At 66.7% G+C, this 16,336-nt stretch carries 16 protein-coding genes; all 16 read left to right on the top strand.

Features of this window, described 5'->3' with window-relative positions; translation table 11 throughout:
* Position 1: 1 nt before the first annotated feature.
* Positions 2–1,999 carry a bifunctional 3-phosphoshikimate 1-carboxyvinyltransferase/cytidylate kinase gene (locus B0W80_RS24585; protein ID WP_077001786.1) on the top strand — a complete coding sequence of 666 codons (1,998 nt, stop codon included), beginning with the start codon at positions 2–4 and terminating at the stop codon, positions 1,997–1,999.
* A 170-nt stretch (positions 2,000–2,169) separates the two neighbouring features.
* Positions 2,170–3,861, top strand: a complete 1,692-nt coding sequence (gene rpsA / locus B0W80_RS24580; RefSeq protein ID WP_077001785.1) for a 30S ribosomal protein S1 — start codon at positions 2,170–2,172, stop codon at positions 3,859–3,861.
* Positions 3,862–3,904: 43 nt separating this feature from the next.
* Positions 3,905–4,225 (top strand): integration host factor subunit beta, encoded by a 321-nt coding sequence (locus B0W80_RS24575; RefSeq protein WP_077001784.1) that lies wholly within the window; start codon positions 3,905–3,907, stop codon positions 4,223–4,225.
* A gap of 32 nt (positions 4,226–4,257) precedes the next feature.
* On the top strand, positions 4,258–4,575 hold the full coding sequence (locus B0W80_RS24570; protein ID WP_077001783.1) for a lipopolysaccharide assembly LapA domain-containing protein: 318 nt from the start codon (positions 4,258–4,260) through the stop codon (positions 4,573–4,575).
* Positions 4,565–5,749: a lipopolysaccharide assembly protein LapB gene (gene lapB, locus B0W80_RS24565; RefSeq protein ID WP_077001782.1), complete on the top strand. Its 1,185-nt coding sequence runs from the start codon at positions 4,565–4,567 to the stop codon at positions 5,747–5,749. The genes B0W80_RS24570 and lapB overlap by 11 nt, the downstream gene beginning before the upstream one ends.
* Before the next feature lie 128 nt (positions 5,750–5,877).
* Complete coding sequence (locus B0W80_RS24560; protein ID WP_306171872.1) at positions 5,878–6,225, top strand: helix-hairpin-helix domain-containing protein; 348 nt, start codon at positions 5,878–5,880, stop codon at positions 6,223–6,225.
* Between the two features lie 166 nt (positions 6,226–6,391).
* Positions 6,392–7,360, top strand: coding sequence for a TRAP transporter substrate-binding protein (locus B0W80_RS24555; RefSeq protein WP_077001781.1), 969 nt, complete (start codon positions 6,392–6,394; stop codon positions 7,358–7,360).
* A gap of 9 nt (positions 7,361–7,369) precedes the next feature.
* The gene (locus tag B0W80_RS24550) at positions 7,370–7,903 is read left to right on the top strand and encodes a TRAP transporter small permease (protein ID WP_077001780.1); all 534 of its coding nucleotides are present in this window, start codon (positions 7,370–7,372) and stop codon (positions 7,901–7,903) included.
* Positions 7,904–7,948: 45 nt separating this feature from the next.
* Positions 7,949–9,244, top strand: a complete 1,296-nt coding sequence (locus B0W80_RS24545) for a TRAP transporter large permease (RefSeq protein ID WP_077001779.1) — start codon at positions 7,949–7,951, stop codon at positions 9,242–9,244.
* 18 nt (positions 9,245–9,262) lie between these two features.
* Positions 9,263–9,634 carry a fluoride efflux transporter CrcB gene (gene crcB / locus B0W80_RS24540; RefSeq protein ID WP_077001778.1) on the top strand — a complete coding sequence of 124 codons (372 nt, stop codon included), beginning with the start codon at positions 9,263–9,265 and terminating at the stop codon, positions 9,632–9,634.
* A gap of 53 nt (positions 9,635–9,687) precedes the next feature.
* Complete coding sequence (locus B0W80_RS24535) at positions 9,688–12,633, top strand: monovalent cation/H+ antiporter subunit A (protein WP_077001777.1); 2,946 nt, start codon at positions 9,688–9,690, stop codon at positions 12,631–12,633.
* Positions 12,633–12,986, top strand: coding sequence for a Na+/H+ antiporter subunit C (locus B0W80_RS24530; protein ID WP_077001776.1), 354 nt, complete (start codon positions 12,633–12,635; stop codon positions 12,984–12,986). Before B0W80_RS24535 ends, B0W80_RS24530 begins: the two co-directional genes overlap by 1 nt.
* Positions 12,983–14,689, top strand: coding sequence for a monovalent cation/H+ antiporter subunit D (locus B0W80_RS24525; RefSeq protein WP_077001775.1), 1,707 nt, complete (start codon positions 12,983–12,985; stop codon positions 14,687–14,689). Before B0W80_RS24530 ends, B0W80_RS24525 begins: the two co-directional genes overlap by 4 nt.
* Positions 14,689–15,180: a Na+/H+ antiporter subunit E gene (locus tag B0W80_RS24520; protein ID WP_083745607.1), complete on the top strand. Its 492-nt coding sequence runs from the start codon at positions 14,689–14,691 to the stop codon at positions 15,178–15,180. Before B0W80_RS24525 ends, B0W80_RS24520 begins: the two co-directional genes overlap by 1 nt.
* Positions 15,177–15,455 carry a K+/H+ antiporter subunit F gene (locus B0W80_RS24515; RefSeq protein ID WP_077001773.1) on the top strand — a complete coding sequence of 93 codons (279 nt, stop codon included), beginning with the start codon at positions 15,177–15,179 and terminating at the stop codon, positions 15,453–15,455. Before B0W80_RS24520 ends, B0W80_RS24515 begins: the two co-directional genes overlap by 4 nt.
* Positions 15,452–15,811: a monovalent cation/H(+) antiporter subunit G gene (gene mnhG / locus B0W80_RS24510; RefSeq protein WP_077001772.1), complete on the top strand. Its 360-nt coding sequence runs from the start codon at positions 15,452–15,454 to the stop codon at positions 15,809–15,811. The genes B0W80_RS24515 and mnhG overlap by 4 nt, the downstream gene beginning before the upstream one ends.
* The last annotated feature ends 525 nt before the right edge of the window (positions 15,812–16,336 follow it).

Raw genomic sequence — 16,336 nt, 5'->3', positions numbered from 1 at the left:
GATGTTCTCCATTCCTTTTCTCGACCTCCCGCCACTCGCGGCCGCCTCAGGCACGGTGCTACTGCCGGGTTCCAAGAGCATCTCCAATCGGGTGCTGTTGCTGGCGGCGCTGGCCGGCGGCACGACCACCGTGCACGACCTGCTCGATTCGGACGACACCCGGGTCATGCTCGACGCCCTGGCCGCGCTCGGCTGCGGCATCGAACGGGACGGCGGCTTGCTCCGCATCGAGGGCCTGGACGGCCGGCTGCGGACCGCCCAAGCCAAGCTCTTTCTCGGCAATGCCGGCACGGCGATGCGGCCGTTGACCGCGGCACTGGCGCTGCTGGGTGGCGAATTCGAACTGTCGGGCGTGCCGCGCATGCACGAGCGGCCGATCGGCGACCTGGTCGATGCCCTGGTGCAGTTGGGCTGCCGCATCGACTACCTCGGCAATCCCGGCTACCCGCCGCTGGCCATCCATCCGGTTGCGCTCGACGCGCTTCAGCTCGACGCGCCGATCCGCGTGCGCGGCGACGTTTCGAGCCAGTTCCTCACAGCGCTTCTTCTTGCGCTGCCGCTCGCCGCGGCGGGTCGCGACATCACGATCGAGGTGGTCGGCGAGCTGATTTCCAAGCCGTACATCGAGATCACCCTCAACCTGCTCGCACGCTTCGGCATCGCGGTGCGACGCGAGGGCTGGGAGCGCTTCGTCATCCCGGCGGGCAGCCGCTACCGCTCGCCAGGGCACATCCACGTCGAGGCCGATGCGTCTTCGGCCAGCTATTTCATCGCCCTTGGCGCGATCGCCCGCGGTGAGGGCATCCGCATCGAAGGGGTCGGCGCCGACTCGATCCAGGGCGACATCCGCTTCGTCGACGCGGCGCGGCAGATGGGCGCGACGATCGAGAGTGGGCCCAATTGGCTGGCCGTGTCGCGCGGTGCCTGGCCGCTGCGGGCCATCGACCTCGACGCCAACCACATCCCCGATGCGGCGATGACCCTGGCGGTGATGGCGCTGTACGCCGACGGCCCTTGCCTGCTGCGCAACATCGCGAGCTGGCGCGTCAAGGAAACCGACCGCATCGAAGCCATGGCGCAGGAACTGCGCAAGCTGGGCGCCACGGTGGAGGACGGCCCCGACTTCATCCGCGTGCACCCGCTCGACGCAGCAGGCTGGCGCGCCGCCGCCATCCGCACCTACGACGACCACCGCGTGGCCATGTGCTTTTCGCTGGCGGCTTTCAATCCGGCCGGCGTGCCGGTGCGCATCCTCGATCCGCACTGTGTCGCCAAGACCTTCCCGGATTACTTCGAAACCTTGTTCTCGGTCGCCGAGCCGGCCGAGGTCCCGGTGATCTGCATCGACGGCCCCACCGCTTCGGGCAAGGGGACACTGGCCGTGGCCACCGCCTTTCCGCTCGGCTATCACTACCTCGATTCGGGTTCCCTCTACCGCGTGACCGGGCTGGCCATGCGCCGCCGAGGCTTCGAGGCCGACGAAGCCCATGAAGCCCGCATCGCCGAACTCGCCCGCACCCTGCCGCTGCGTTTCAGCGATGGCAAGGTGCTGCTGGCCGGCGAGGACGTGACAGACGCCATCCGCACCGAATCGGCCGGCATGGACGCCTCCCGCGTCTCGGCCCTGCCGGCCGTGCGCGAAGCCCTGCTGACCCTGCAGAAGAGCTTTCGCCGCCTGCCGGGCCTGGTGGCCGACGGGCGCGACATGGGCACGGTGGTCTTTCCCGACGCCACGCTCAAGGTCTACCTGACGGCCAGCGCCGCGCAGCGCGCCGAGAGGCGATATAAGCAATTGATTTCAAAGGGTATTTCGACTACACTCGCCGGTCTTCGCGCCGACCTGGAAGCGCGCGACAAGCGGGACTCCTCCCGCGCTGTCGCCCCGCTGAAGCCGGCGCCTGATGCCCGTCTCCTGGACAACTCCTCGCTTTCGGTCGAGCAATCGGTCGAACAGGTGCTGGCCTGGTGGCAGGAAGTACAGCCCTTCGGGTCATCCTGAAGGGCGTTTTCGATCCAGCAGGTTCCCTCCGCGCGACAGCGCATCGGCCTGCTGGTTGTTCAACCAACCGGGCTCCAACGCCCACAACCAACCGCCGTCTCCAGACCTCTCAGCCGCCCGCGATCTTGCATTGGCGGTTGTCAACCCTGAGTGACGGAAGGAACTGACACATGTCTGAATCTTTTGCCGATCTGTTCGAAGAGTCCCTGAAGCGTTCCGAAATGCGCAGCGGCGAGGTCATCACCGCCGAAGTCGTGCGCGTCGAGCACAACCACGTCGTGGTGAATGCCGGCCTCAAGTCCGAGGCCTACGTGCCGATCGAGGAATTCAAGAACGACAAGGGTGAACTCGAAGTCCAGGCCGGCGATTTCGTCTCCGTGGCCATCGGCAGCGTCGAGAACGGCTACGGCGACACCATTCTCTCGCGCGACACCGCCAAGCGCCTGGCCTCGTGGCTGGCGCTCGAAAAGGCGCTCGAATCCGGCGACTTCGTCACCGGCACCACCAGCGGCAAGGTCAAGGGTGGCCTGACCGTGCTGGTCAACGGCATCCGCGCCTTCCTGCCGGGCTCGCTGATCGACACCCGTCCGATCAAGGACCTGACCCCGTTCGAGAACAAGACCCTCGAATTCAAGGTCATCAAGCTCGATCGCAAGCGCAACAACGTCGTGCTGTCGCGCCGTGCCGTGGTCGAAGCCAGCATGGGCGAAGAGCGCGCCAAGCTGATGGAAACGTTGAAGGAAGGCGCCATCGTCCGCGGTGTGGTCAAGAACATCACCGAGTACGGCGCTTTCGTCGACCTCGGCGGCATCGACGGCCTGCTGCACATCACCGACATGGCCTGGCGCCGCGTGCGCCACCCGAGCGAGGTGGTGCAGGCCGGCCAGGAAATCACGGCCAAGATCCTCAAGTTCGACACCGAGAAGAACCGCGTCTCGCTGGGCCTTAAGCAGATGGGCGACGACCCGTGGATGGGCGTTTCGCGCCGCTACCCGCAAGGCACGCGTCTGTTCGGCAAGGTCACGAACATCGCCGACTACGGCGCGTTCGTCGAACTCGAGCCCGGCATCGAAGGCCTGGTGCACGTGTCCGAAATGGACTGGACCAACAAGAACATCGCCCCCAGCAAGATCGTCTCGCTGGGCGACGAAGTCGAAGTCATGGTCCTCGAGATCGACGAAGACAAGCGCCGCATCAGCCTGGGCATGAAGCAATGCAAGGCCAACCCGTGGCAGGAATTCGCGCAGAACACCAAGCGCGGCGACCGCGTCAAGGGCCCGATCAAGTCGATCACCGACTTCGGCGTGTTCGTGGGCCTGGCTGCCGGCATCGACGGCCTGGTGCACCTGTCGGACCTCTCGTGGAACGAGCCCGGTGAAACCGCCGTGCGCAACTACAAGAAGGGCCAGGAAGTCGAAGCGATCGTGCTGGCCGTCGACGTGGACCGCGAGCGCATCAGCCTGGGCATCAAGCAGCTCGACAGCGATCCGTTCACCACCTTCACCACGGTGAACGACAAGGGCCAGGTCGTGACCGGCAAGGTCAAGACCGTCGACCCGCGCGGCGCCGAGATCGACCTCGGCAACGACATCATCGGCTACCTGCGTGCCAGCGAAATCTCCCGCGACCGCGTGGAAGATGCCCGCAACGTGCTCAAGGAAGGCGACGAAGTCACGGCCGTGGTGGTCAACGTGGATCGCAAGACCCGCAACATCCAGCTGTCGATCAAGCAGAAGGACATGGCCGACGAGCAAGGCGCGATGGCCAACCTGAGCCAGCAGTCGTCGCGCGAGAACGCCGGCACGACCAGCCTGGGTGCGCTGCTGCGTGCCAAGCTGGACAACAGCTCCAACGACAAATAAGGAGTGAACACGGGGTCGGCATCGCCGGCCCCGTGGCCTTCGGATGACTCGTTCGGACCTTGTCGAAGAACTCGCGGCCCGCTTCGCGCAGCTCACGCACCGCGATGCAGAGTCGGCCGTCAAGACCATTCTCGATGCGATGGGCGACGCCCTGGTGCGCGGGCATCGCATCGAGATCCGTGGCTTCGGCAGCTTCACGGTGAATCGCCGCCCGCCTCGCATCGGACGCAATCCGCGTTCGGGCGAAAGCGTGCAGATTCCCGAGAAGCGCGTGCCGCACTTCAAGCCGGGCAAGGCCCTGCGCGAAGCGGTCGATGCGCGAACGGCGGAGCTCGACAGCCGCCGGCGTCAGCGCGAAGGCTGAAGCATAGAATTCCCCCGCCAACGGGGACGCGCATGAAATATCTCCTGTGGCTGCTCAAGGCAGCCATTTTTTTTACCCTCTTCGCTTTCGCGCTGAACAACCAGCAAGACGCCACCGTCTACTTTTTCTTCGGCACCTCCTGGCGCGCGCCGCTGGTGCTGGTGGTGCTTGCGGCCTTCGCGGGCGGGCTGGTCACCGGCGCGCTCGGCATGCTGCCGGGCTGGTGGAAGCACCGCAGCGCCGCAGCCCAGCTGCCGGCCCACGTGCCGCCTGTCGCCAACACGGGCACGGCACCCATCACCGTACCGGCCGCGGCCGACCTTCCTGCCGTGCGCCAACATGGACTTTGATTTCAGCTGGCTGCTGCTCGGCCTGCCGCTGGCCTTCGTCCTCGGCTGGCTCGCCTCGCGCTTCGACCTGCGCCAGTTGCGCATCGAAAACCGCCAGGCACCCAAGGCCTACTTCCGCGGCCTCAACTTCCTGCTCAACGAGCAGCAGGACCAGGCCATCGATGCCTTCATCGAGGCCGTGCAGAACGACCCCGATACGCAAGAGCTGCATTTCGCGCTCGGCAACCTGTTCCGCCGCCGCGGCGAATACCAGCGGGCCGTGCGCGTGCACGAGCATCTGCTCGGCCGCGGCGACCTGAGCCGGGCCGATCGCGACCGCGCACAGCATGCGCTGGCCCAGGACTTCCTGCGTGCCGGCCTGCTCGACCGCGCCGAAGCCGCGTTGCAGAAGCTCGAAGGCACGCGCTACGAGAACGAGGCGCGCCTTGCCTTGCTCGCCATCTACGAGCGATCGCGCGAATGGGCCCAGGCCGCCGCGGTGGCCCAGAAACTCGACGAGGCCGAGCAGGCCAGCTACAGCGTGCGCCGCGCCCATCATCTGTGCGAGCAGGCGGCCGAGCAGGTCGCGGCCGGCAACGTCCAGGGCGCGGCCGACTTGCTCGCGCAGGCCCGCACGCTGGCGCCGCAGGCGCCGCGTCCGCCAATCGACACGGCGGCCTTGCAGCTGCGCAATGGCGACTCCGCCGGCGCCTACGAGACGCTCGCCGCGCTGTGCGACAGCGCCCCGCTGGCGCTGCCGCTCTACGCTGCGATGCTGCAGCAAGCTGCGGCCGCCTCGCAGCGTGGCGGCGAAGCGCTGCTGACCCTGCAGCGACGCTACGCCGAGTCGCCCTCCATCGACGTGCTCGAGGCGATCATGGCGCTGGGTGGCACGCCGATGGTGCCGGAAGAAGCAGTGACGGAGGCCGCCGGCGAGCCGGAGCCGCGCGACGGCTACATCGCGCATTTGAAGCATCAGCCTTCGCTGGTCGCCGCCTCTCGCTGGCTGGCCGGCGAGCAGTTCGCGCACGAGCAATTCCGCCAGCCTGTGCAGCGGGCGCTCGACCAGGCCACCCGGCCGCTCATGCGTTATCGTTGCGCCGCCTGCGGCTTCGAAGCACACCAGCATTTCTGGCACTGCCCCGGTTGCCAGGCCTGGGACAGCTACCCGCCGCGGCGCGTCGAAGAGCTTTGAAATCCCGTAAATAGTCGCAAGATCAACTCGATCCGCGACCTTCTGGTTGAAATCACGCCGTCGGCATTCCGCCGGCGCCGGAGCGTGCAATGCGCCCCGGTCCAACGACAACCACACAGGGAACATCAATGATGTTGAAGAAGATCCTGGCCGTCTCGGCCATGCTGCTCGCGGCCGCCTCCTCCTGGGCCGCAATCGATGCCAACAAGGCAAGCGATGCAGAACTCGATGCGATCAAGGGCGTGGGCCCGTCGCTGTCCAAGCGCATCCTCGATGCGCGCAAGAACGGCAACTTCAAAGACTGGCCCGACCTCATGGAGCGCGTCAAGGGCGTGAAGGAGAGCAAGGCCGCCAAGCTGTCGGCCGAAGGCCTGACCGTCAACGGCCAGAGCTTCGGCGGGGCGCCGGCCAAGGTCGCCAAGGGCGAGCCGAAGAAGGACAAGGTCGAGCCCAAGAAGACCGACACCAGGCAATGACCGGCACACCGCGGCCCTGATGCCGCCTGCCACCGAAGCCGCCCCACGGGGCGGCTTTTTGTTGGACGGGCCGCCAACCGCGCTCAGGGGAAAGCCTCACGCGATGGCCCGATATTTGCACGTATGCTCCCCAACGCCCTTTTTCATCGTACGTTCTGGAGAGCCCATGAATCACAAGATCGGCATCGCCCTCGCCGGCCTCACCCTCGGCGCAGCGGCTTTCGCACAGGCCAAGTGGGACCTGCCTACCGCCTACCCAGCCACCAACTACCACACCGAGAACATCACGCAGTTCGCGAAGGACGTGGACGCAGCCACGGGCGGCAAGCTCAAGATCAACGTGCACGCGAACGCATCGCTCTTCAAGGCGCCCGAGATCAAGCGCGCCGTGCAAAGCGGTCAGGCGCAGGCGGGCGAGATCCTCCTGGCCAACTTCGCCAACGAGAACCCGATCTACGCGCTCGACGGCGTGCCGTTCCTCGCCACCACCTACCCCGAGGCGAAGAAGCTCTACGAATCGTCCAAGCCCGCGATGGAAAAGCTGCTCGCCGCGCAGGGTATCAAGGTGCTGTTCATGGTGCCCTGGGCGCCCCAGGGCATCTACGTGAAGAAGGAAATCGGCTCGGTGGCCGACCTGCGCGGCATCAAGTGGCGTGCCTACAGCCCGGCCACGGCCAAGATCGCCGAGCTGATCGGGGCGCAGCCGGTACAGATCCAGCAGGCCGAACTGAGCGCCGCCATGGCCACCGGCGTCATCGAAAGCTACATGAGCTCGGGCTCGACCGGCTTCGACACGAAGACCTACGAGCACATCAAGAACTTCTACGACACGCGCGCCTGGATTCCGAAGAACGCGGTGCTGGTCAACGTCAAGGCCTTCGACGCGCTCGACCCCGCGAGCAAGGCGGCCGTCACCAAGGCGGCGTCGGATGCCGAGGCACGTGGATGGAAGGTCGCGCAGGAGAAGAACGACGAATACAAGCGCCTGCTGGCAGAACGCGGCATGAAGATCCATCAGCCTTCGGCCAAGCTCGACACCGACATGCGACAGGTCGGCGGCATCATGCAGGCCGATTGGCTGAAGGCCGCAGGCGCCGACGGGCAGTCCATCGTCGACACGTACAAGAAAAAGTAGGCCGGGCCCATGCGGCGCTGGCTGAATCGACTCTACGACGGCGCCGGCGCACTCGGCGCCTTCTGCGTCTTCCTGATCTTCGTGCTGATGATCGTCGCCGGCGTCGGCCGGCAGATGAACTGGCACGTGAGCGGCTTGAACGATGCGGTGGCCTGGCTTTGCGCCGCGGCCTCCTTCTTCGCCATGGCCCATGCGTTCCGGCATGGCGACTTCGTGCGCGTGACGTTGTTGCTCGAAGCGGTGCCTCCCAAGGTGCGCCGCGCGCTCGACGTCACCTGCCTGCTGATCGCCGCGGTGGCGGTGGCCTACCTGACCTACTGGGCCACCAGCTTCACGTGGGAGAGCTACGAGTTCGCCGAAATGGCGACCGGGCTGCTGGTGATTCCGATCTGGATTCCGCAATCGACCTTCGTCATCGGCTGCTGGCTGCTGCTCATCGCGATGATCGACGAGCTGGTCGGCGTGGTGCGCGGCGAAAAGCCTAGCTACCAGCGCGCGGTCGAAGAGCGACACGCGGCCGGCGACTTTTCGTCCGACGTCTGAAACAACAGAGAACAACAGAGGTCTCTCGTGCTCGACACCCTTCTCATGGGCGCACTTCTGCTCGCCATCATGCTCGTGCTGCTGGCCGGCGGCGTCTGGATCGCGATGACGCTGGCCATCGTCGGCTGGGTGGGCCAGGCCTTTTTCACCAACACGCTGCCGGGCAAGAACCTGTTCTCCGCATTCTGGGAAAGCAACGCCAGCTGGGAGCTGGCGGCGCTGCCGCTCTTCATCTGGATGGGCGAGATCCTGTTCCGCACCAAACTCAGCGAAGAGATGTTCGAAGGCTTGCGGCCCTGGCTCAACCGCGTGCCGGGCCGGCTGATGCACACCACCATCCTGGGCTGCGGCGTGTTCGGCTCGGTCTCGGGCTCCTCGGCCGCGACCTGCGCGACCATCGCCAAGGTGGCGCTGCCCGAACTCAAGCGGCGCGGCTACAACGAGAAGCTCGCCATCGGCTCGCTCGCCACCGCCGGCACGCTGGGCATCCTGATTCCGCCCTCGATCACCATGGTGGTCTACGCCGTGGCGGCCGATGCATCGATCATTCGCATCTTTCTCGCCGGCTTTCTGCCGGGGCTGCTGCTGATGCTGCTGTTCTCCGGCTACATCGGCTGGTGGAGCCTGCGCCATCCCGACCAGGTGCCGCCGGCGGACCCGCCCACGACCCTGCGCGAAAAGATCAGGCTGTCGGGCAACCTCATCCCTTGCGGCCTGCTGATCGTCTTCATCATCTGGGTGCTGGTCGCGGGCTGGGCCACCGCAACGGAATGCGCGGCTTTCGGCGTGCTGGGCTCGCTGGCGATCGCGGCCTGGGGCCGCAGCCTCACCTGGCAGAACTTCAAGGACGGACTGATGGGCGCCACGCGCACCAGCTGCATGATCATGTTCATCCTGGCCGGTGCCGCCTTCCTGACCAAGACCATGGCCTTCACCGGCATCCCGCGCGAACTGGCCGAGTGGGTCGACGGCATGCATCTGTCGCCCTACGCGCTGATCGGCGCGCTGGTGCTGGTGTACCTGGTGCTGGGCACGGCGCTCGACGGCATCAGCATGATCGTGCTGACCGCGGCCGTGGTGCTGCCGATGGTGCAGAAGGCCGGCTTCGATCTGGTGTGGTTCGGCATCTTCGTCGTGCTGCTGGTCGAGATCGCCGAGGTCACGCCGCCGGTGGGCTTCAACCTCTTCGTGCTGCAGAACATGACGGGCAAAGACAGCAACGTGATCGCCAGAGCGGCCATCCCGTTCTTCTTCTGCCTGGTGCTGTGCATCGCGGTCATCACGGTTTTCCCCGGCATCGTGACGGTCGTGCCCAACGCGGTCATGGGCGTGGAGAAGTGACGGTCTAAGATCGGGCCCGTGCTTCCTGTCCTCGCCATCTGTATTGGCGCCTCGCTCGGCGCGCTCGCCCGCTGGGGCTTGGGCCTCTGGCTCAGCACACCCGCCTTTCCCTGGGGTACGCTGGCCTCGAACCTGGTCGGCGGCTATCTCATCGGCATCGCGGTCGGCGTGTTCCAGGCCATGCCGCAACTCGATCCGGTCTGGCGCCTGCTGCTGATCACCGGCTTTCTGGGGGGCCTCACCACCTTCTCGAGCTTTTCGGCCGAGGTGGTGACGATGCTGATGATGGACCGCATTGCACTGGCTTTCGGGACTGCCGCGCTGCACGTCGCCGGTTCGCTGGCGTTGACGTGGCTGGGCATCCGCACCGTGCAGCATTTCACCGCCTGATCGCTGGGGCCGCACGGGCTCGACGTGGGGGTCGGTCGATAGAATCGACCGCAATGCCCCTTGTCCTCCTCGTCGCACTTCCCTTCATCGCCAGTGTGATCGCGGCCCTGCTGCCGTCGAACGCGCGCAATCGGGAATCGACGCTCGCAGGCCTGGTCGCACTGGGCTGCGCGGTGCAGGTGGCCTGGTTCTTCCCCCGCATCGCGGGCGGCGAAGTGATCCGCGAGCACATCCGCTGGATCCCGTCACTGGGCCTCGACCTGGTGTTTCGCATGGACGGATTCGCTTGGCTCTTCTGCATGCTGGTGCTGGGCATCGGCGCGCTGGTGGTGCTGTATGCGCGCTACTACATGTCGGCTTCCGACCCGGTGCCGCGCTTCTTCGCCTTCTTCCTGGCCTTCATGGGCGCGATGGTGGGCGTGGTGCTGTCTGGCAACCTGGTGCAGATGGTGCTGTTCTGGGAGCTGACCAGCCTGTTCTCGTTCTTGCTGATCGGCTACTGGAACCACCGCCGTGATGCGCGGCGCGGCGCGCGCATGGCGCTCACGGTCACGGGCGCGGGCGGGCTGTGCCTGCTGGCAGGCGTGCTGGTGCTCGGCCGCATCGTCGGCAGCTACGAGCTCGACGTTGTGCTGGCCGCGGGCAGCCAGATCCGCGCACATGCGCTCTATCCGGTGGCGCTGGTGCTCATCCTGCTCGGCGCCTTTACCAAGAGCGCGCAGTTCCCGTTTCACTTCTGGCTGCCGCGCGCGATGGCGGCGCCTACGCCGGTCTCGGCCTACCTGCACTCGGCGACCATGGTGAAGCTGGGCGTGTTCCTGATGGCGCGGCTGTGGCCCGTGCTGTCGGGCACCGAGGCATGGTTCTGGCTGGTCGGCGGCGCGGGTGCGGCCACGCTGCTGCTGGGTGGCTACATCGCGATGTTCCAGCGCGACCTGAAGGCGCTGCTGGCCTACTCCACCATCTCGCACCTGGGCCTCATCACGCTGCTGCTGGGCCTCAACAGCCCGCTGGCCGCGGTGGCGGCGGTCTTCCACATCATGAACCACGCGACCTTCAAGGCGTCGCTGTTCATGGCGGCCGGCATCATCGACCACGAGAGCGGCACGCGCGACATCCGCAAGCTCAGCGGGCTGCTGCGGATGATGCCGATCACCGGCACGCTGGCCATCATCGCCAGCGCCTCGATGGCGGGCGTGCCGCTGCTCAACGGCTTTCTGTCGAAGGAAATGTTCTTCGCCGAGACGGTCTTCATCCAGGCCACGCCCTGGGTGAACCTGAGCCTGCCGGTCATCGCCACGCTGGCCGGCGTGTTCAGCGTGGCCTATTCGGCGCGCTTCGTGTTCGACGTGTTCTTCGGACCGCCCTGCGGCAACGACGTGCCCAAGCCGCCGCACGAGCCGCCGCACTGGATGCGGGTGCCGGCCGAACTGCTGGTGCTGATCTGCCTGGTGGTGGGCGTGGCCCCGGCCTGGTCGGTCGGTGCCTTCCTGGCGGCCGCTGCCAAGCCGGTGGTCGGAGGCGTGCTGCCCGAGTACAGCCTGGCCGTGTGGCACGGCTTCAACCTGCCGCTGCTGATGAGCTTCGTCGCGTTGGGCGGTGGCGCGGTCCTCTACCTGCTGCAGCGGCGCCGGCGCGCGCGTGGTGGACTGGAGCACACGCCGCTGTTGCATGCCTTCGACGGCCAGCGCATCTTCGAGAACCTGCTCGCGCGCCTGAGCGAGGCCGGGCGCCGCAGCCGGCGCCTGTTGGCCACCCGGCGGCTGCAGACGCAGCTGCTGCTCATGGTGGTGCTGGCGGTGGCCGGCGCCGCTGTCTCGCTGTGGCTGGCGCCGGCGCAGCCCGGCACGCGCGAGCTGCTGCCCTTCTCGCCCATGTTCGCCATGACGTGGGTCATCGGCTGCACCTGCGCACTGGCGGCGGCCTGGCAGGCCAAGTTTCATCGTCTTGCTTCGCTGATGCTGGCGGCCGGCGCCGGCCTGGTGTGCTGCACGACCTACATCTGGTTCTCCGCGCCCGACCTCGCGCTCACCCAACTGGTCGTGGAGACGGTGACCACCGTGCTGATGCTGCTGGGCCTGCGCTGGCTGCCGATGCGCACCGCCAAGCCGCAGCCCATGCGCGCACGCCTGCGCCCCTGGGGCCGGCGCGGTCGCGACCTGCTAGTGGCGGCCGCGGCCGGTTGCGGCATGTCGGCGATCGCCTGGATCATGATGACGCGGCCCTTCCCGCAGAGCATCTCGCCCTTTTTCCTCGAGCATGCGCTGCCGCAGGGCGGCGGCACCAACGTGGTCAACGTGATGCTGGTCGACTTCCGCGGCTTCGACACCTTCGGCGAAATCACGGTGCTGGGCATCGTGGCGCTGACGGTCTACGCGCTGCTGCGCCGCTTCCGGCCTGCGCCCGAGTCCATGGCCCTGCCATCGCAGCAGCGGGCCCAGCCGGACGACGGCAGCAGCGACCTGCTGAACCCGCGCCGCGCCAAGGACACGGCCGTCGGCTACCTGATGGTGCCCGCGGTGCTGGTGCGCTTTCTGCTGCCGCTGGCCGTGCTGGTGTCCATCTACTTCTTCATGCGCGGCCACAACCAGCCAGGCGGTGGCTTCGTCGCGGGCCTGGTCATGTCGGTGGCGCTGCTGCTGCAGTTCATCGTGTCGGGCGCCGAATGGGTGGAGGAACACCTGCGCATCTACCCGCGGCGCTGGATCGCCATCGGCCTGCTGCTCGCACTGGGCACCGGCGGGGGCGCCATCGCGCTCGGTTATCCCTTCCTCACCACCCACACCGCGCACCTGCATCTGCCGGTACTGGGCGACCTGCACGTGCCCAGCGCGCTCTTCTTCGACATCGGCGTGTTCGCGCTGGTGCTGGGCGCGACCATGCTGATCCTCACCGCGCTGGCCCATCAGTCGATCCGAAGCCATCGCTGGGCCGACGAGCAAGCCGAGAAGGACGCCGAGCGCGCTGCGAGCGATGCGCCGGCAGGAGGCGCCGCCTGATGGAAGCCGTGCTCGCGATCGCCATCGGCATCCTGACCAGCTCCGGTGTCTACCTGGTGCTGCGTCCGCGCACCTTCCAGGTGATCATGGGCCTCACGCTCATTTCCTACGCGGTCAACCTCTTCATCTTCAGCATGGGCCGCGTCAAGGTCGACAGCGAGCCCGTGCTGATCCCGGGCTTCGCTGCCACGCTGGCCAACACCGCCGACCCCATGCCCCAGGCGCTGGTGCTCACCGCCATCGTGATCGGGTTCGCGATGACTGCACTCTTCCTGGTCGTGATGCTGGCTTCGCGCGGCCTGTCGGGCACCGACCACGTCGACGGCGAGGAAAGGAAGGAGGCGTCCGAATGAAGGAGCTCGCCTCGCTGCTCGACCGCCTGCTCGAATTCGGCATGCCGCACTTGGTGGCGGTGCCCATCCTGCTGCCGATGTTCACCGCCGCGTTGATGCTCCTGATGGGCGAGCAGCGGCGCCGCACCAAGTCGGCGCTGAGCGTGGTGTCCGGCCTGTTGGGGTTGCTGGCGGCGCTGGCGCTGCTGCGTTGGGTGAATGCGGCCGACACCGGCGGCGGGCCGGGCTCGATCGGCGTCTACCTGCCCGGCAACTGGCGCGCGCCCTTCGGCATCGTGCTGGTGGCCGACCGCCTGTCGACCATGATGGTCGCGCTGACCGGCGTGATCGCGTTGTGCGCCTCGATCTACTCCACCTCGCGCTGGGACCGCGCGGGCGTGCACTTCCATCCGCTGCTGCAGCTGCAGCTCATGGGCTTGAACGGCGCCTTTCTCACCGGCGACCTGTTCAATCTTTTCGTGTTCTTCGAAGTGATGCTCGCCGCCTCCTACGGGCTGCTGCTGCACGGCTCAGGCCGCCTGCGCGTGCAGGCCGGGCTGCATTACGTGGCGATCAACCTCGCCGCCTCCTCGCTGTTCCTGATCGGCGCGGCCTTGCTCTACGGCGTGACCGGTACGCTGAACATGGCCGATCTCGGCCCCCGCATCGCGCAACTCGCGCCCGGCGACCGCGGCCTGGCGCATGCCGGCGCAGCCATCCTGGCCACGGCCTTTTTTGCCAAGGCCGGGGCCTGGCCGCTCAACTTCTGGCTGGTGCCGGCCTACAGCGCCGCCGTCTCGCCCGTGGGCGCGGTGTTCGCCCTGCTGACCAAGCTGGGCGTCTACACGGTGCTGCGCCTTTGGAGTTTGATGTTCGCGCCCGATGCCGGCGCCTCGGCCCAGTACGGGCAGTTCGTGCTCGTGGGGATCGGGCTGGCAACGCTTTTCGTCGGGGCACTCGGCATCGTGGGCACGCAACGGTTGTCCAACCTGGCCGGCTTCAGCGTGCTGGTCTCAGCCGGCACGCTGCTGGCGGCCATCGGGCTCGGGCAGCCGGCCGTATGGGCCGGCGCCCTCTACTACCTGCTGAGCTCCACGCTCGCGGTCAGTGCCTTCTTCCTTCTCATCGACATGATCGAGCGTTGGCGCAACGCCGGCCTGAGCATCGCGCCGCACGAGGCGGCCGGCAATGCGCCCTTCCTCGCGGAAGACCTTCGCAATCTCGACGACGTGAACCTCGACGACGAGGCGCAGGCCCTGTACGGCCGGGCCATCCCGGCCGGCGTGGCCTTTCTGGGCCTGGGCTTCCTGGGCTGCACGCTGCTGCTGGCAGGGCTGCCGCCGCTGTCGGGCTTCATCGGCAAATTCGCCATGCTTTCTGGCCTGATCGGCGAGGCACGAATGATCACGTCGGCAGGCTGGACCTTCACCGCGCTGCTGATCGCCTCGGGCTTCCTCACGCTCATCGCGCTCAGCCGAACCGGCATCCGCCACTTCTGGACCCAGCCGCATGCCACCATGCCTTCGCTGCCGGCGCTCGAGGTGCTGCCGGTGGCCGTGCTGCTGGCCGCCTGCGTCGCTCTGACGCTGATGGCCGAGCCGGTGATGCAGCATGCCGACGCCACCGCGCAGGGACTGCGCTCGCCCACGGCCTATCGCGAGGCGGTGTTCGGCGCGCGCCAACGCCCCGGCCCGACCGATCCTGCCGGAGGGCCGGCACCATGATCAAGCGCTGGCTTCCTTCGCCGCTGCTGTCGCTGGCGCTGTTCGTGGTCTGGCTGCTGCTGAACCAGTCGCTGCATCCGGCCACGATGGTGCTCGCGGCCTTGCTCGCCATCGCCGTGCCGCTGCTCACGCAGAGCCTGCGTCCGGCCCGCGTGAAGGTGCGCAAGCCGCTGCTGGCGCTGCGCCTGGGCGGTTTCGTGATGCGCGACCTGGTGGTGTCTGCCATCACCGTGGCCCGGCTGCTGCTGACGCGGCGCAGCAGCGAGCTGAAGGCGGGCTTCGTGCGCGTGCCGCTCGAGATGCGCGACCCCAACGCGCTCGCCACGCTGGCGATGATTTTGTGCCTCACCCCCGGCACCGCCTGGGGCGAGCTCGCCTTCGACCGCTCGACCTTGCTCATCCACGTCTTCCATGAAGTCGACGAGGCGGCCTTCGTCGCCATGATCAAGACACGCTACGAACAGCCGCTGATGGAGATCTTCGAATCATGACGCCGATCCTCTTCTGGGCTCTGAAGCTGGCGCTGCTGCTGCTCGCGGTGGCGATGCTCTGTGCCGTGGCCCGCCTGCTTGCCGGACCCACCGCGCAAGACCGTGTAATGGCGCTCGATTGCCTGTACGTCAACGGCATGCTCATGATGCTGGTGCTGGGCATCGTCTATGCCAGCAGCGTGTATTTCGAAGCCGCGATGCTGGTGGCGCTGTTCGGCTTCGTCGGCTCGACGGCGCTGGCCAAATTTCTGCTGCGGGGGGAGGTGATCGAATGACGGAAGCGACGGATCTGATCATCGGGCCACTGCCACTGTGGGCTGAAATACTGACGGGCATCCTGGCCGTTGCGGGTGCCGCGTTCGCAGCCATCGGCTCATTCGGATTGGTGCGCTTGCCCAGTTTCTTTCATCGCATTCATGCGCCGACTCTCGGCGCGACGCTGGGTGCCTGGTGCGTCACGCTGGCCACCATCGTCTATTTCTCGGTGCAGGGCCATAGCCTGTTTCTTCACGCGGTGTTGATCGCCTTTTTCGTGGCGCTCACTGCGCCGGTCATGACCATCTTTCTTATGCGCGCTGCGCTGTTCCGTGAGCGTCAGAAGCGCGGCGACGTACCGCCGGAAAAAGGCTGAGCGGCAGCCGTGTGAACGGCTACAGGCCGGCGAACCACTTGAAGCCGGCGACCAGCACCGCGCCCAGAAGCACCGCCATCACCAAGCGCCCCCAACGGACGGCTTGATGATCCTGACCTCTTCGCAGGCGCGCTGGTTGCGACATTGAGCCGAACGCGGTGTCGGGCTTATCTCGTGCCCAATCGTGAAAGTTGTCTCGATCTGTATTCATGTAATACATTTTATGTACAAGTAAACAGATTTCACGACGCAAGCGTTAATTTTTTTGCGATGTGTGGCGCTTCACACAGCCATACAAGATTTCGCTTCCGGCTTACGAACGCTTCACACAACGCCTTCACGATGCAGACATCGCCCAACCACGAGGACTCGCATGAACAAGACTGCTTTCGCTCTCGGCACAGCCGCTCTGCTGGCGTTCGGCACGCTGGCGCTTCCGGCCCATGCGCACGACGGGCGCTATCGCTACGACAACCGCGTGATCGTCGTTCCCGCACCTCCCCCGCCGCCGCGCGTGTACTACGC

It is taken from the genome of Variovorax sp. KK3 (assembly GCF_001984055.1).
Classification (GTDB): domain Bacteria; phylum Pseudomonadota; class Gammaproteobacteria; order Burkholderiales; family Burkholderiaceae_C; genus Variovorax.
Note: the sequence above shows the minus strand (reverse complement) of the source record. Positions and strands in the feature narration are given on the sequence as shown.

Coding starts and splice junctions, on each gene's coding strand:
- B0W80_RS24545 (WP_077001779.1), top strand. CDS start 7,949: ATGGGCGCACTTCTGCTCGCCATCATGCTCGTGCTGCTGGCCGGCGGC.
- B0W80_RS24515 (WP_077001773.1), top strand. CDS start 15,177: ATGACGCCGATCCTCTTCTGGGCTCTGAAGCTGGCGCTGCTGCTGCTC.
- B0W80_RS24560 (WP_306171872.1), top strand. CDS start 5,878: ATGATGTTGAAGAAGATCCTGGCCGTCTCGGCCATGCTGCTCGCGGCC.
- lapB (WP_077001782.1), top strand. CDS start 4,565: ATGGACTTTGATTTCAGCTGGCTGCTGCTCGGCCTGCCGCTGGCCTTC.
- B0W80_RS24525 (WP_077001775.1), top strand. CDS start 12,983: ATGAAGGAGCTCGCCTCGCTGCTCGACCGCCTGCTCGAATTCGGCATG.
- mnhG (WP_077001772.1), top strand. CDS start 15,452: ATGACGGAAGCGACGGATCTGATCATCGGGCCACTGCCACTGTGGGCT.
- B0W80_RS24570 (WP_077001783.1), top strand. CDS start 4,258: ATGAAATATCTCCTGTGGCTGCTCAAGGCAGCCATTTTTTTTACCCTC.
- B0W80_RS24575 (WP_077001784.1), top strand. CDS start 3,905: ATGACTCGTTCGGACCTTGTCGAAGAACTCGCGGCCCGCTTCGCGCAG.
- B0W80_RS24535 (WP_077001777.1), top strand. CDS start 9,688: ATGCCCCTTGTCCTCCTCGTCGCACTTCCCTTCATCGCCAGTGTGATC.
- rpsA (WP_077001785.1), top strand. CDS start 2,170: ATGTCTGAATCTTTTGCCGATCTGTTCGAAGAGTCCCTGAAGCGTTCC.
- B0W80_RS24555 (WP_077001781.1), top strand. CDS start 6,392: ATGAATCACAAGATCGGCATCGCCCTCGCCGGCCTCACCCTCGGCGCA.
- B0W80_RS24550 (WP_077001780.1), top strand. CDS start 7,370: ATGCGGCGCTGGCTGAATCGACTCTACGACGGCGCCGGCGCACTCGGC.
- B0W80_RS24530 (WP_077001776.1), top strand. CDS start 12,633: ATGGAAGCCGTGCTCGCGATCGCCATCGGCATCCTGACCAGCTCCGGT.
- B0W80_RS24585 (WP_077001786.1), top strand. CDS start 2: ATGTTCTCCATTCCTTTTCTCGACCTCCCGCCACTCGCGGCCGCCTCA.